Source organism: Halopseudomonas sp. (assembly GCF_047631575.1).
Classification (GTDB): domain Bacteria; phylum Pseudomonadota; class Gammaproteobacteria; order Pseudomonadales; family Pseudomonadaceae; genus Halopseudomonas.
Map to the genome: position 1 here is coordinate 226,616 of NZ_JBLIAB010000001.1, position 15,170 is coordinate 241,785.

Here is a 15,170-nt window from a genome sequence, read left to right on the forward strand (position 1 = left end):
TCAGCCAACTTGGATTTCCACGACGACAGATACGTCCATAAGCAGTCACAGGCTGGCCATTGGGCATGGTAGAGTTGTGCTGGATACAATACTTTCGGGAATATTCAATGCCAATCAAGACCCAGCGCCCCGTCAACAACCGTCATCATCTTGCTATCGCCGCACTGACTGTACTTCTGGCTGCTTGCGCCGACACGCCAATTCAGAAAGCACACGCCGAAAATCCTGGTCAGTCATCTGCGCCCGCTATTACCCAAAGCGCACCCGCAGAAGTCGCAGTCGACCTAGCGACGCAGGGACACACTTTCGTCCAATGGCAACGTAGCTTCCGCGAGCAGGCCCTGGCAGCCGGCATCGAGCAGACACTTTTCGATCAGGCTTTTGCCGGCGTGGTACCGGACCCGAGCATCTTACGCGCCGATAATAGCCAGCCTGAGTTCACCCGCCCAGTTTGGGAGTATCTGGACAGCGCACTGTCGGCCCAGCGTCTGGCCAGTGCGCAGCGTTTGCTGATCGAGCACGCGGCCATACTGAACACAATCGAACAGAGATACGGCGTCGACAGGCATATCTTGGTCGCCATCTGGGGGCTGGAAAGCAATTTCGGCAACAACATGGGCAAAAATTATGTCATCCGCGCGCTGGCCACACTGGCCCACGAAGGACGCCGGCCTGATTTTGCCCATGCCCAACTACTGGCTGCGCTGGAAATCCTCCAGCGCGGTGACATACAACCGGCCGGTATGCTCGGATCCTGGGCGGGAGCAATGGGGCAAACACAATTTATTCCGACCACTTACAACAGCCATGCGGTGGATTTCGACGGCGACCAAAAGCGCGACATCTGGAACTCATCCGCAGATGCCCTCGCCTCAGCGGCAAATTACCTGCGCGTGTCCAAATGGCAAAACGGCCAACCATGGGGCGCGGAGGTATCGCTGATTAGAGATTTCGACTACGCCTTGGCCGACATGTCGATTCGCAAACCTCTATCCGAATGGGCTGCCCTGGGCGTAAGAGATATGCAGGGCAACTCATTGGCGCTCACCGATGGCGAACAAGCGGCTTCTCTGCTGCTACCGGCGGGTCATACCGGTCCGGCGTTTCTAGTACGTGACAATTTTCGCAGCATTTTGCGCTACAACAATTCAACCAGCTATGCCCTTGCCATCGGCCTTATGGCCAAACGGATGCAAGGCGAAGGCGAGATTATCGCTACCTGGCCAACCGGCGACAAACCCCTTTCGCGTAGCGAGCGCCTGGAGTTGCAGCAGCGCCTGCTGGACGTGGGTTTCGACCCGGGTGGTGCAGACGGTATTATTGGCGCAAACACCCGTCAGGCATTGCGGCATTTCCAAATTGCCCTGGGTTTGCCGGCCGATGGCTATCCGTCTCACGCCCTACTGGAAAAACTACGTACCTTTTAATCTGCGCGTACACACAGCCTAAGTTTTTGGCGCCTGTGATAAACTGAGTGCTACCAATCAGCCGGCAGTCGCAGTACAGACAGTGCGACTACATACGCACGAACGCTACACAGGAGCAGCCACGTTCCATGAGTGACCACCTCTCGAAACGCATCGGTAGCGGTGAAAAATTTCGTACAGCCCAAGGTATTGCAGCCATTAAGGATGGGCAGAAACGCCGCGCCACAAGCGCTGACGGCGGCGTAGTCGGGCCCAAACCAAAGTGGCTGCGGGCACGCATACCCACTGGCGAGCGTTTTGAGGCAGTGAAGCAGAACGTCGCCTCTCACAAGCTGAGTACGGTGTGCGAAGAATCCCATTGTCCAAATATGGGCGAATGCTGGTCCAACGGCACGGCCACAATCATGCTGATGGGCTCAGTTTGCACTCGAGCCTGCCGCTTCTGCGCGGTTGATACGGGCAACCCTAACGGTTGGCTGGACGTCGAAGAACCGGAGAACACTGCCAAATCAGTTGAACTGATGGGGTTGCGCTATATAGTGCTCACCTCAGTAGACCGTGATGATCTATCTGACGGTGGCGCCCGCCACTACGCGGCTTCTGTACGTGCAATCAAACAACGCACCCCCCATGTGGTCGTAGAAGCGTTGACGCCGGATTTCGACGGTGTACATTCCGCAATTGAGGCCGTGGTTGACTCGGGCCTAGAGGTTTTTGCCCAGAATGTTGAAACGGTCGAGCGCCTGACCCGCGAAGTGCGTGATCCGCGCGCGGGGTACGCCAAGACTCTGAAGGTACTTGAGCACGCAAAACGCCATCGCCCCGATGTCATCACCAAGACCAGTCTGATGCTAGGACTCGGGGAAACCGAGGAAGAGATTCTGGCTACTTTTGACGACTTGCTGGCAATCGGCGTGGATATCGTCACCCTGGGTCAGTATTTGCAGCCGACCAAGAACCATCTCACGGTAAAGCGCTGGGTCACACCCGAAGAGTTCAACCGTTATAGGGAGATAGGTTTAGCCAAGGGATTCATGGAAGTGCCCTCAGGACCGCTGGTGCGCTCGAGCTATAGAGCAGATCGGGTATTCGAGAAAAACAACCTTGGTCTCGCCGCGCCCGCCGCTGTTCCCGGGCAAGCACAAACGCCTCAATTGATACCCACGCGCTCGGTCAACTAAAGCGCACAACTGACCCTGCAGGGGTTTGGGCATAGCCCAACTCCTGCAGAAGAATCTGTTCAAGACGCTGACCAACTTCCAACATAACAGGCGCTCCGGTCATGTGATCACGCAGCTGCGTCATCGCCAGGCCTGCGTAACCGCACGGGTTGATTCTTTGAAAGGGCTGCATGTCCATGTCTACGTTGAGCGCAAGTCCGTGAAATGAGCAGCCGCGACGGATACGCAAACCCAGAGAAGCAATCTTTGAACTGCCTACGTACACGCCCGGAGCGTCGGCTCGCGGAGCTGCTACGATACCGTAACTGGCCAACAGTCCCACCAGACTGCGTTCCATCGTGCTGACCAGCTCTCGCACGCCCAAATCCAGACGACGAATATCGAGCATCAGGTAGACAACCAGTTGACCCGGACCATGATATGTCACCTGCCCGCCCCGCTCTACCTGAACCACCGGAATATCTCCTGCGGCCAACACATGTTCAGGCTTACCTGCCTGGCCTTGAGTAAAGACCGGCGGGTGCTCCAGCAGCCAGATTTCGTCCGCTGTCGCCACATCGCGTGCGGCTGTAAAATCGCGCATCGCCTTGAGGGTCGGAAGATAGTCGACCTGCCCAAGATAACGAACCACCACCGGCACGCTCACAGAACCATCTGCACCCTGCCAGTGGCCTTGAGTTCCGCATGCATTGCCTCAAGCTGATCAGGGCCGGTCGCCGTAATCTGCATACGGACAGACAGGAATCGCCCGTTCTTGCTCTCTTTAACATCAATCGCAGAGGCATCCAGACCTGGCGCGTGACGTTCGACAATCCCGGTCACTAATGCGACGAAGCCTTCGCCAGCATTGCCAATCACCTTGATCGGATATTGGCAGGGAAACTCGATGCGCGGCGAATCATTGGCGGTCTCGTTCATGCGGGCCTCCGGTTCAGTTGAACAGTCCGTAGAAGAACAATCGAATATTGTCCCACAAACGACCAAAAATACCCGCCTGCTCCACCGCTACCAATGCGACCAGCGGGGCACTATGCATAACCTTATCTCCAAGTTTGACCTCCACCCGTCCGAGTACGTCCCCCGCAGCTATCGGTGCTTTGATCGGCGAGTCCATGGTAATTCCGGCTTCCAGCTTTTCCGCCTGACCTTTTGGCAGGGTCATCACCAGACCGTCTGCCAGCCCGAGCGCCACCTGGTTTTCGGCGCCCGCCCAAACCCGGGCTTGCGAGAGCACCTGGTTTGGCTGATAAAACACCTTGGTTTCGAAGAAACGGAAACCCCAGGTCAACATCTTTTGCGTTTCAGCCGCCCGCGCCTGCTCGCTGCTCGTGCCCATGACTACGGAGATCAGTCGCATCTCATCACGCTCGGCTGACGCTACCAGACAATAACCAGCTTCTTCGGTATGGCCGGTTTTCAAACCGTCTACTGTGCTATCGCGCCATAGCATCAGATTTCGATTAGGCTGGCGTATGCCGTTCCAAAAGAACTCCTTTTCCTTGTAAAGCTTATAATGATCCGGGTCGTCCCGAATGATCGCGTGCGCCATAACAGCCATGTCCCGTGCGCTGGAAAGATGGTTTTCCGCCGGCCAGCCAGTCGCATTTTCAAAATACGTGGTTGTCATACCAAGCCGCTTGGCATGGCTGTTCATCAAATCCGCAAAAGCATCTTCGCTACCGGCAATGTGCTCAGCCATCGCGATACTGGCATCATTGCCTGACTGGATAATGATCCCTCGCAGCAAATCGATTACGGAAACTTGATTACCCACTTCGATAAACATTTTCGAACCGCCCTTGCGCCAAGCCTTTTCGCTGACCAGCACCAGGTCGTCTTCCTTAATCTGTCCGCGCATGATTTCCAGGCTGGCAATATAGCTGGTCATCATTTTTGTCAAGCTGGCGGGAGGTAAAGCTTCATCCGCATTATGCTCCATCAACACTTCGCCACTGCGTGCATCCATCAGAATATAGCTGCTTGCAGCCAGCTGCGGGGCAGACGGAACGATGGTCGCTTGCGCCGTAATACTTGGCGTCGCATTGGGGGTCGGTACTTGGGCGTAAGCCAGACCGGAAAGAGCAAGCGAGCTGGAAATCAGTAGCAGATGGGTCAATTTTCTAAACATGTTACTCACTATTAAGAGGTTGAAACTGTTGATTGAATGTCAGTTGCCGGAAATCAGCGCTGGCGTGCCCAGATTGGCACGCCGCAAGGTGTCCACCAACTGCTGGGCCTTATCCTGTGAATCGAGCGGCCCAACCCTGACGCGATGAAACGTTCGGGCATTAATTTCCGTCGTACTGAGAAATACCTTGCTGGCTGTTTTCTCCTGAAGCTGGCGGCGTAACTGTTCAGCAGCCTCGGCAGAGGAAAAGGCGCCAACCTGAAGAAACCATTCTGCGACGGGAGCCGCCACTGACCCTGTCGGACCCGCAGCATACGCAGGCATCGGCTCGGGCTCTGCTGCTTGCGCGGTTACCAGGTAGCCGGGGTTTCTTTGCTGATGCCACACCACTGGATCGATCCCCTCGACCAGTACCCGTGCGGTGCCAGATTCGGCGAACCCCAGTTTCTTAGCTGCCGCATAGGACAAGTCAATGATCCTCGATGAATAAAATGGACCCCGGTCGTTGACTCGTACCACTACCTTGCGATTATTAGCCAGATTGGTGACCTGAACATAGGTAGGTAGCGGCAGCGTCTTATGCGCTGCAGTCATGCCGTAAAGATCGTAAAGCTCGCCATTGGCCGTGTGCTGACCATGAAATTTAGTACCGTACCATGAGGCTTCACCCTCCTCCCGATACCGACGCCCGTCTTGCATGGGCGTGTAATGCTTACCTAGCACCCGATAGGGTGCTGCCTTGTACGGCCCATCGTGCAATATCGGTACTGCGTCCGGGATTGCTGACACATCCATCAGGTAATCCGGCGCACCATCCACCAACGGCCTTAAAGCTGGTACCGGCGCTGTATCTGAAGATATTTGTGGCGCACTTGAACATGCCACCAATAAAGCCAGAAAGCAGACTGGTCCGGCACCACAAGCAAACCGTTTAAAAACATTAGCCATTTTCCGCTGCCTCTTTGACCAGCTCGGACAACTGATGAACCACCATCGCATACATCACGCTTCTATTGTAACGGGTAATGACGTAAAGGTTATCCAGTCCGATCCAGTACTCCTTCTGCGCACCAGCGTCGAACTCATAGGCCATGACCTCGCGTTCGGACACGAGATCACGCTTCGGCTGCCATCCCAGATTCTGCAGTTCACCCACGGTGCGGCGGGCTTCAAGACCTTGCTCAAGTGTCATCCCTTTAGCAAAGTTATCGCCTTTGACGCTCGCCGGGATTGCCACGTCAGCACCCAGCATCCAGTTATGCTCCTTGAAGTAATTCGCTACGCTGCCGATCGCATCAACCGGGTTGTTCCAGATATCGACGGTGCCATCACCATCGAAGTCCACCGCAAACGCCTGGTAACTACTAGGAATGAATTGCGGAAATCCCATCGCCCCCGCGTAGGAACCCGTTAGCGTGAGCGGGTCCATCTGCTGCTCCCGGGTCAGCACCAGAAACGCCTTGAGCTGGCGCCTGAAGAACTCGGCGCGTGGCGGATAATCGAAACCCAGGGTAGTCAGCGCATCGATCACCCGGTGACTACCTTTATTACCACCATAAGAGGTTTCCACACCGATGATCGCCGTGATGACTTCAGCTTCGACCCCATACTCTTTTTCTGCCCTCGCCAGTGCTTCGGCGTAAGTTTTCATGAACTCGACACCACCGGAAATACGTTTGTCGGTAATGAAAATCGCACGATACTCGTGCCAGGGTCTGACACGCTCTGCAGGCCTGGAAATGGCCTCGAGTATGGATTCTTTGCGCTCGGCGTTGGCCAGCAAACCGCTGACATAACCGGGTGCAAAGCCATATTCAACCTGCATTTCCTGAACAAAAGGCACTACTGCCGGGTGTTTGGTCGAATAATCGGCAGCCAGTGCGGCCATACTGGCCGAAGTCAGTACGAGAGCCATGACGGAGGAATTTAGACAACGGAATATTCTTGCCTGCATTACTGAACCATCCATTTTCGATGCGTGTGAATCGACATGAGGATGCCGAAACCAGATAACAGCGTTACCAGCGACGTACCGCCATAACTAATGAGCGGCAAGGGTACCCCGACCACCGGCAACAGGCCACTGACCATGCCGATATTGACCAGAACATAGATAAAGAAGGTAAGGGTGATACTTCCTGCCAAAAGTTTGCTGAACGTATCCTGAGCCTGCAACGTGATGAACAGACCCCGGGCAATAATTAGCAGATACACCATCAGTAACAAACACACACCCACCATGCCGAATTCTTCAGCCAATACCGCAATAATGAAGTCTGTGTGCCCCTCCGGCAAGAAATCAAGGTGCGATTGGGTTCCCTGCAACCAACCCTTGCCGAAAACACCACCTGATCCAATGGCCGCCTTTGACTGGATAATATTCCAGCCAGCCCCTAACGGATCGCTCTCGGGATTGAGAAAGGTGAGTACACGACGTTGCTGGTATTCATGCAGAACAAAAAACCACATGGCCATCGCTATTGGCACCAGAAGCACCGCCGCACCAATGATATAACGCCAGCGCAGGCCAGCGAGCAACAGGACAAACAACCCTGACAACCCCACCAGCAAAGAGGTGCCCAAATCAGGCTGTTTGAGAATCAGCACCATGGGCAGCAGAATGATGACCAGGGTGCCGCAGATATATTTGAAGCCCGGGGGCAGATTGCGCCGCGCCAAGTACCAGGCAACCGCCATTGGCATAACCAGCTTCATGATCTCCGAAGGCTGAAAGCGCATGACTCCGGGGATCGTTAACCAACGCTGAGCACCCTTCGCCTCCGTGCCGACTAGCAGCACTGCGGCCAGCAAAAGCAAACACCCCACGTAAGCAGCCGGCACCCAACGCTCCATGAAGCGGGGTCTGAATTGCGCGATCGCCAACATGACCGCAAGGCCTACACAATAGGCTGCTCCTTGTCGATAAAGGGTCGCCATGCTCTTGCTGCTCGCGGAATACAGGACGAAGCCAGCGACTGTGGCCAGAATCAATACGAGCACCAAAAGCCAGGGATCAACGTGAATTCGCTGCCAGAAGGGATCTCGCCGCGGGAGGCCACTCCGGCCCGGCCTCCCTGCTAAAGGAAACGATTTCATTCTGTCGCCTCGTCGGTGAAGCTGTCTGGTTCGAAGTCGGGCAGTAACCAGGCATCAAACAGCGCCCGGGCTACCGGCGCCGCTACTCGGCCTCCGGATTCGCCATTCTCAACCATTACGGCCACGGCGATCTGCGGGGCTTCTGCCGGTGCAAAACCGACAAAGAGGGCGTGATCGCGGTGACGCTCCTGCAACGCTGCGGAGTCATATTTTTCGCCCTGGGCGATTGCCACTACCTGCGCTGTTCCGGTTTTCCCGGCCATACGATACGGCGCATCCTGCGCGGCGCTGCGCGAGGTACCATAGGGCGCATGCATCACATCTTGCAGTGCCTGAATGATGAAGTCCCAGTCAGCGGGGTTATTCAACTCGATATTGGCTGGGATGTTCTCTTCCACAGGGGGCTCTCCCTCGGCTTGCAGCAACAACCGCGGGCGGCGCCAGACGCCACGATTGGCAATCAATGCAATCGATTGGGCAAGCTGGAGCGGCGTCGCCAGCATATAACCCTGGCCAATACCAGTGATCAGCGTCTCGCCGGGATACCAGGGCTGGCGGCGCGACTCGCGCTTCCAGTCTCTCGATGGCATGAGTCCGGCAGATTCCTCGAACATGTCCAGCGATACCCTGGTACCCAAGCCAAAACGGGTCATGTAATCATGCATGCGATCAATCCCGAGCTTGTGCGCCAGATCGTAGAAATAGGTATCGTTGGAGCGGGCAATGGCATAGTTCATCGCCACCCAGCCATCACCCTGGCGATTCCAGTTACGGTACTTGTGACTGTGATTGGGTAATTGATAAAACCCCGGATCATAGACGCGGCTCTCCCGCGTTGTCGCCCCGCTGTCCAGTCCAGCTAAAGCGATCATTGGCTTTATAGTCGAACCTGGGGGGTACAAACCACGCAAAACGCGATTGAACAAAGGCTGATCAAGAGAGTCACGCAGCGCACCGTAATCAGCGTGGCTAATGCCCGTAACAAACAAATTGGGATTGAAGCCGGGCTGACTGACAAATGCCAGTACGCCGCCGGTTTTCGGCTCGATCGCAATCACCGCGCCGCGCCTGTTACCCAGGGCCCTTTCAGCAACCGCCTGCAAGCGGCTATCCAGATGCAGTGTAATATCCTTGCCGGGTAGCGGATCGGTTCGCTTGAGTACGCGCAGCACCCTGCCCCTGGCATTGGTCTCGACTTCTTCGTAACCCACGGTGCCATGCAGTATTGGTTCATAGAACCGCTCGATCCCGGTCTTGCCAATATAGTGAGTGCCCGCATAAGCCACTTCGTCGATGGTGGCCATTTCTTTTTCATTTATACGACCGACATAGCCTACTGCGTGGGCAAAATGCTCGGCGAACGGATAATGGCGCACAAAACTCGTCTGCACCTCTACCCCCGGCAATCGAAATTGATTGATCGCTATCTGGGCGATCTGCTCCTCTGTCAGCCCAAACATGACCGGGACGGACTCAAACGGCCGACGCCCCTGGGTCAACTTGCGCTCTGCACGCTCCAGATCTTCGGCGGTCAATTGCAACAATGACCCAAGAAGCATGAAAGTCTGTTCCAGATCAGGCACCCGCTCTCGGGTGATACTGAGACTGAAGCTGGGGCGGTTTTCCGCTAGCGCTATCCCGTTTCGGTCGTATATACGGCCACGGCTGGGCGGCACAGGCTGTATATGCACGCGATTGTTTTCTGATAAAGTCGAATGATGCTCGTACTGCGTGACCTGAAGAAAGTACATGCGCCCGACCAGCGTCATCGTCAATAAAGCGATGAACAAGCAGGCGAGCACTACCCGACGCTGAACAACACTGGCGTCACTGGAATGATCTTTCAGGTGAATAGGTCTGGCCATGTATCACTTGTGGTAAGGGTGGCGATTGAGAATAGTCCAGGCACGGTACAGCTGTTCCGCCAATAGTATTCTTACCAGGGGATGAGGCAATGTCAGGGCCGAGAGAGACCAGCGCTGTTCGCTACGCTCCGCCACTTCTGCCGCGAGACCCTCCGGCCCACCGACCATCAGATTCACGTTGCGCGCATCCAGACGCCAGTTTTCCAAGTGGCTTGCCAACTCTTCGGTGCTCCAGCTACGGCCAGTCACCTCGAGTGTGACGATCCGCTCACCTGCCTGCGTGGCAGCGAGCATCTGCTCGCCTTCGCGGCGCATCAACCGGGCTATGTCGGCATTCTTGCCCCGGGTTGCCAGCGGCACTTCCACCAAATCCAACGGCAGATCAGTGGGCAGGCGCTTGGCATACTCGTGATATCCCTGCTCTACCCAGCGTGGCATGCGCGACGCCACGCTGATCAACCGGATACGCACGACGGTTTACTCTGACGGCTGTTGTTGCTGAGCCCGGCGTGACTCCGCACTTTGCCAGAGCCGTTCCAAATCATAGAACTGACGAGTAGCCGGCTGCATGACATGCACTACGATGTCGCCAAGATCTACCAGCACCCACTCTCCAGACTCTTTACCCTCAACACCCAGGGGTCGGTTACCCGCTGCTTTGGCTTTTTCCAGCACGTTATCGCTGAGCGAGCTGACGTGTCGATTGGAAGTACCGCTGGCGATAATCATATAGTCGGTGACGCTGGTGAGCTCGCGGACATCGATGCGCATCACATCCTTGGCCTTGAGTTCGTCCAGCGCATCCTCTATCACTTTAAGCATTTCGTCGATCTGCATAGGGTGTTCGTGTCCTTCGGTATCAGGGCTGATACAGCCCGTTGGTTTCAATGTAATCACGTACAGCGTCAGGTAACAGAAAGCGTGGCGAGCGACCCGCCGCCACCAGTTCGCGTATATGGGTAGCGGAAATGGCCAAGGGCGTCTGCGACAGACAAATAATCTGTCCATAATGAGCGTTGGCATCTGCCGGATCACTGACGCAACGAGCGGCCAGAAGATCCTTCAGCACTTCAGGTAACTCCGGATTGAAGTCCGGCCGTTGCAGCACAACCAGATTGCACAATCCCAGTAATTCTTCCCAACGATGCCAGCCGGGCAGGCCACCAAAGGCATCCCACCCGAGAATCATGTACAGGGTAACAGCATCGCCAAGATCGCTGCGCAGGGATTCGAGTGTTTCCACGCTATATGACGGACGGTCGCGGGACAACTCCCGATCGTCAACCCGTATGTCGTTGCGCCCAGTATTGCCTGCATCGAGCGCGAGTCGCACCATATCAAGACGCTGCTGAGCGGTCGCGCCGGGTAATCCCCGGTGTGGCGGTCGAGCATTCGGGATCAGCCGAAGCTCGTCCAGACCCAAACATTCACCCGCTTCCAGTGCGCCACGTAAATGTCCAAAGTGGATTGGATCAAAGGTGCCACCCAGCAGCCCAAGGCGCTTATTCATCCGCACATCACTGGCGGATATGCCCGTCACCAAATACCACGTATTTTTCGCTGGTCAGCCCTTCCAGCCCGACGGGCCCGCGGGCGTGTATCTTGTCAGTGGAAATACCGATCTCCGCACCCAGACCGTACTCGAAGCCGTCCGCAAAGCGGGTCGATGCATTGATCATGACTGAACTAGAGTCGACCTCGGCAAGAAACCGTCGTGCCCGGCTAAAGTCTTCGGAGACCATCGCATCGGTATGCTGTGAGCTGTAGTTATTGATGTGTTCGATAGCTGCATCCATATCGGTTACGACGCGTATCGACAGAATAGGCGCCAGATATTCGGTACCCCAGTCCTCTTCCGTGGCCGCTATCGCCTCTGGCAGGATAGCTAGGGTCACCTTGCAGCCGCGCAATTCTACGTGTTTTTCGGCATATACGCGTGCAACGCGGGGCAAAAAAACCTCAGCAACATCCTGATGAACCAGCAGGGTTTCCATCGCATTGCAGACCCCATATCGGTGGGTCTTGGCGTTCACTGCTATGGCCTCGGCCTTGTCCATATCCGCACGGTCATCAATATAAACATGACAAATACCGTCCAGATGCTTGATGACCGGGACTCGCGCATCGCGACTTATCCGCTCAATCAGGCCCTTGCCTCCGCGTGGAACGATCACATCAACAAACTCAGGCATGGTTATCAGCGCACCAACTGCCGCTCGGTCGGTGGTCTCCACCACCTGCACTACCTCGGGTGGCAGCCCAGCCGCATCGAGACCCTGACGCAGGCAAATGGCAATGGCGCGATTGGAGTGAATCGATTCGGAGCCGCCGCGTAAAATGCAGGCGTTGCCGGATTTCAGGCAGAGGCTAGCGGCCTCGACAGTCACATTGGGTCGCGATTCATAGATAATGCCTATGACGCCCAATGGCACGCGCATCCGACCCACCTGGATACCTGACGGGAGAAATTTCATATCACGAATGGCACCGATCGGATCATCCAGCGCGGCGACTTGCCGCAAGCCTTCGAGCATGCCCTGAATGCCTGCAGGAGTCAGTGCCAGACGATCGAGCATCGCCGCATCAAGACCGCTTTCCCGCCCTGCTTGCAAATCCAGCTCGTTAGCTTCAATTAGCTGAGGCGTTGCCGCTTCTATTGCGTCCGCAGTCGCACGCAGCGCATGATTTTTCACCGTTGTGGTGGCGCGACCAATCACTCGAGACGCCTGCCGGGCCCTGAGGCCAAGCCCCTGCATGTACTCTGACACCTGTTCCGCGCTCATGCCTGTCACCGATTGCCCGTTGCTTAGATCAAGGCCCGTATTATAGCTGTCTGCCACGGCACTGGACAGGGCAGAGCTGCTATGATCTTAAATATGATTCGATCACGCGCCGACACGCACTCTTGGGCCCAAAAACCGATACTGCCATGCAGGTACACTGCCTATGGATAATCTGCTGGCAGGAAGTATGCTTGATTGGCTAGGCGGTCATCAGCAATGGCTGGGCCTGGCGATTTTACTTATAGCCATGCTCGAGTCGCTCGCATTGGCGGGATTGGTGGTGCCGGGAGTAGTACTCCTGCTCGCGGTAACGGCCATGGCCGGTGGCGGTGGAATGTCGTTTGCTGCCGCCCTCGCCTGGGCCTTCAGCGGCGCAGTCATTGGTGACATGCTCAGCTTTGCCCTGGGCCGCTTTTTTCATCAGGATATTCGGCGCATCGGCCTTTTCCAGCGCCATCCCCGGTGGATTGGGCGCGCGGAAGACTTTTTCCGACGCTATGGCTTGTTGAGTATTTTCATTGGCCGTTTTGTGGGACCAATCAGACCCATCATACCGATGGTCGCTGGCATGCTCGACATGCCAGTTCTGCGGTTCGTCGGCATCAACCTGCTATCGGCCCTGGCCTGGGCACCGGTTTACGTCACGCCCGGCTTCATCGCAGGCCGAGCAGTCAAGTGGCCGGTTCCCGCATTTTTCTGGCACCAGGCGCTGACATTAATCGCCCTACTGGCGGGCCTGATCCTCCTGGTTATACTGATACTCAAGACTCAGGCGCGCTGGAGTAATCTGATAGCAGGATTATTGTGTTTGCTTGCGCTCGGAGTCCTCTCCATAGGCCGCGTTAACCTCGACATATTGGAGCAAAGCGTCACCCTGTGGCTGATGCAACCACACGACAACCCAAGCATAACGGCGCTGGCGGCAATGGCACCCCTGGCCGGATGGGTATATCCGCTGGCGCTGATAGGACCAATAGCAACAATTCTGGCGGCGACGCGCGCCTGGCAGCCTCTGGCCCTGATCATTCTCGGCGTGTGCCTGTGCACAGGACTGGCATTCATCACCGGCGAGTCATCTCAGACGTCTGCATTGGCGATGAGCATGCTGCTGATCGCCATGACAGCACTGCTTAAAAATCGACCTCACTCATTTTGGACCCGGGCAGCCTTTATGTCAGGCGTCACTCCTGCGGCCATGTTGTTAGGCGCAGTCAGCCTGGTATCGATGCAGACGTCCTTGGTGTCACTGGTGAACGCCGGCCTATTGGCTGCAGTCGGAATGCTGTTTGCGCTGTGGATAGTTGAGCGAGCGGGGCCCATCACCACCCCAGCTCGACCGGCAAGCTATCTTCTTCTATGGATACCCTTGATCTCAGCCATTGGCGTACTGTCAAGCCTGCATTACTTCTAGCCAATCGCTGATCTGACGCAACCGTGCCTGATGGTTGTCGATGTTAAGCAGCGCCACTTTCTGATCCAGGGAAAACGGCAGTAGGAAAGCCAACTGATAACTCAGGCGCTGCTGACTTGCTGCAACCTCCGGCAGGCCCAGGCCCTCCGCCAAAGGATGTTCCATGAGCGCTTGATGCAAAACAGACAGATCACTATGTTCTTCAAGCTGAGGGCTGTCGTGGTGCTCCAGCAACCAGTCGACTTCACCTGTCACTAGGCCATCAGCAGCCACCTCCGCCCCCGATATGCGCCCACGACGGCGACCCTCCACACGAATTCCAAGCAATCCATTATCCCGCTGCTGCCAGTCGGCAATATGTGCCTCGCAACCCAATGCATTAAAGCGCAAATCACCGAAGCCGCTTTCCGGTCCGGATTCGAGCGCAACAATCAAAAAGCTCTCGCCCCTCTTAAAACAACGACTCAGCATATCCAAATAACGCGGTTCAAATATTTGCAAATCCATTACGCAACCGGGCAATAAAATACTTTTGAGTGGAAATAAAGCGTGTTTCTCGGTCATGCCCGCCTCGCGCTGTAAAAAAAGGATTACCTTGGTGGTCCGTGCGGCGGTTGGGGCATTCAGCAAACCTATTCAAGCGCTTGCACATTGACCCCATCACCTACCCTTGCAACCATGGCAAAAGACTTGAACTTGTGTCTATAGTTCTACCCGCACTCATTGCAAGCGTCTGTTTCAAACCGCTCCGCACGGGGCAATACAACAACAGCCATGGAGAACGCCATGACCGCCGTACCCGTTTCCGAACTGACCTCTTACATTGGCAAGGATCTAGGCCATTCAGAATGGATGACCATTGATCAGGAGCGCGTCAATCAATTCGCCGAATGCACTGGTGATCATCAATTTATTCATATTGATGAAGAAAAAGCCAAGCAGACCCCATTCGGCGGCACCATCGCCCATGGATTCCTGTCACTCTCGCTACTGCCAGCCCTGTCGGCCGGGTTAGTGATCAGCCCTGTCGGCCTGAAGATGGCCGTCAACTACGGCCTTGATAGCCTGCGTTTCATTCAGCCTGTGCGCGTCGGCTCCCGCGTCCGGCTGCAGAGCACCGTTATCGATGTGACCGAGAAAAAACCCGGCCAATGGTTGATCAAGGCACGCTCCACACTGGAAATCGAAGGCAGTGAGAAGCCCGCATTCATCGCTGAAGGCCTGTCACTCTACTTCGTTTAAGACATGTAAAAGACGATCATTGCCGGCTTTGCGCCGG

16 protein-coding genes are annotated in these 15,170 nt (G+C 55.8%); 4 read left to right on the plus strand and 12 right to left on the minus strand.

What is annotated here, in order from left to right; all coding sequences use genetic code 11:
* Positions 1–107 precede the first annotated feature (107 nt).
* Both ACJAXR_RS01160 and lipA read left to right on the plus strand, forming a co-directional pair.
* On the plus strand, positions 108–1,427 hold the full coding sequence (locus ACJAXR_RS01160; protein ID WP_415056420.1) for a lytic murein transglycosylase: 1,320 nt from the start codon (positions 108–110) through the stop codon (positions 1,425–1,427).
* Between the two features lie 128 nt (positions 1,428–1,555).
* Positions 1,556–2,608, plus strand: coding sequence for a lipoyl synthase (gene lipA / locus ACJAXR_RS01165; RefSeq protein ID WP_415056421.1), 1,053 nt, complete (start codon positions 1,556–1,558; stop codon positions 2,606–2,608).
* On the opposite strand, the gene lipB is transcribed toward lipA, so the two are convergent.
* The 11 genes from lipB to ACJAXR_RS01220 are packed head-to-tail and all read right to left on the minus strand — an operon-like array spanning position 2,601 to position 12,480.
* Entirely contained in the window at positions 2,601–3,254 is a 654-nt protein-coding gene (lipB, locus tag ACJAXR_RS01170) for a lipoyl(octanoyl) transferase LipB (protein WP_415056422.1), read from the minus strand. The two genes, lipA and lipB, sit on opposite strands and share 8 nt — an antisense overlap.
* A complete protein-coding gene (locus ACJAXR_RS01175; protein WP_415056423.1) occupies positions 3,251–3,526 on the minus strand; it encodes a YbeD family protein in 276 nt (91 codons plus the stop codon). The genes lipB and ACJAXR_RS01175 overlap by 4 nt, the downstream gene beginning before the upstream one ends.
* A gap of 13 nt (positions 3,527–3,539) precedes the next feature.
* Positions 3,540–4,736, minus strand: coding sequence for a D-alanyl-D-alanine carboxypeptidase family protein (locus tag ACJAXR_RS01180; protein WP_415056424.1), 1,197 nt, complete (start codon positions 4,734–4,736; stop codon positions 3,540–3,542).
* A 39-nt stretch (positions 4,737–4,775) separates the two neighbouring features.
* Complete coding sequence (locus tag ACJAXR_RS01185; protein ID WP_415056425.1) at positions 4,776–5,684, minus strand: septal ring lytic transglycosylase RlpA family protein; 909 nt, start codon at positions 5,682–5,684, stop codon at positions 4,776–4,778.
* Positions 5,677–6,651 (minus strand): lytic murein transglycosylase B, encoded by a 975-nt coding sequence (gene mltB / locus ACJAXR_RS01190; RefSeq protein WP_415056426.1) that lies wholly within the window; start codon positions 6,649–6,651, stop codon positions 5,677–5,679. Before mltB ends, ACJAXR_RS01185 begins: the two co-directional genes overlap by 8 nt.
* 38 nt (positions 6,652–6,689) lie before the next feature.
* On the minus strand, positions 6,690–7,832 hold the full coding sequence (rodA, locus tag ACJAXR_RS01195; protein WP_415056427.1) for a rod shape-determining protein RodA: 1,143 nt from the start codon (positions 7,830–7,832) through the stop codon (positions 6,690–6,692).
* Positions 7,829–9,697, minus strand: coding sequence for a penicillin-binding protein 2 (gene mrdA, locus ACJAXR_RS01200; protein ID WP_415056428.1), 1,869 nt, complete (start codon positions 9,695–9,697; stop codon positions 7,829–7,831). The genes rodA and mrdA overlap by 4 nt, the downstream gene beginning before the upstream one ends.
* Before the next feature lie 3 nt (positions 9,698–9,700).
* Positions 9,701–10,168, minus strand: coding sequence for a 23S rRNA (pseudouridine(1915)-N(3))-methyltransferase RlmH (rlmH, locus tag ACJAXR_RS01205; protein WP_415056429.1), 468 nt, complete (start codon positions 10,166–10,168; stop codon positions 9,701–9,703).
* 6 nt (positions 10,169–10,174) lie between these two features.
* Positions 10,175–10,534, minus strand: a complete 360-nt coding sequence (rsfS, locus tag ACJAXR_RS01210) for a ribosome silencing factor (RefSeq protein WP_415056430.1) — start codon at positions 10,532–10,534, stop codon at positions 10,175–10,177.
* A 22-nt stretch (positions 10,535–10,556) separates the two neighbouring features.
* Complete coding sequence (gene nadD, locus ACJAXR_RS01215; RefSeq protein ID WP_415056431.1) at positions 10,557–11,207, minus strand: nicotinate-nucleotide adenylyltransferase; 651 nt, start codon at positions 11,205–11,207, stop codon at positions 10,557–10,559.
* Between the two features lie 7 nt (positions 11,208–11,214).
* Entirely contained in the window at positions 11,215–12,480 is a 1,266-nt protein-coding gene (locus ACJAXR_RS01220; RefSeq protein WP_415056432.1) for a glutamate-5-semialdehyde dehydrogenase, read from the minus strand.
* 163 nt (positions 12,481–12,643) lie between these two features.
* Here ACJAXR_RS01220 and ACJAXR_RS01225 point away from each other — a divergent pair, with 163 nt between their 5' ends.
* Positions 12,644–13,891, plus strand: a complete 1,248-nt coding sequence (locus tag ACJAXR_RS01225) for a DedA family protein (protein WP_415056433.1) — start codon at positions 12,644–12,646, stop codon at positions 13,889–13,891.
* Here ACJAXR_RS01225 and ACJAXR_RS01230 read toward each other — a convergent pair.
* Positions 13,871–14,455: an LON peptidase substrate-binding domain-containing protein gene (locus ACJAXR_RS01230; protein ID WP_415056434.1), complete on the minus strand. Its 585-nt coding sequence runs from the start codon at positions 14,453–14,455 to the stop codon at positions 13,871–13,873. The genes ACJAXR_RS01225 and ACJAXR_RS01230 overlap by 21 nt on opposite strands.
* A gap of 222 nt (positions 14,456–14,677) precedes the next feature.
* Between ACJAXR_RS01230 and ACJAXR_RS01235 the strand changes: the two genes are divergently transcribed.
* A complete protein-coding gene (locus ACJAXR_RS01235) occupies positions 14,678–15,133 on the plus strand; it encodes a MaoC family dehydratase (protein ID WP_415056435.1) in 456 nt (151 codons plus the stop codon).
* The last annotated feature ends 37 nt before the right edge of the window (positions 15,134–15,170 follow it).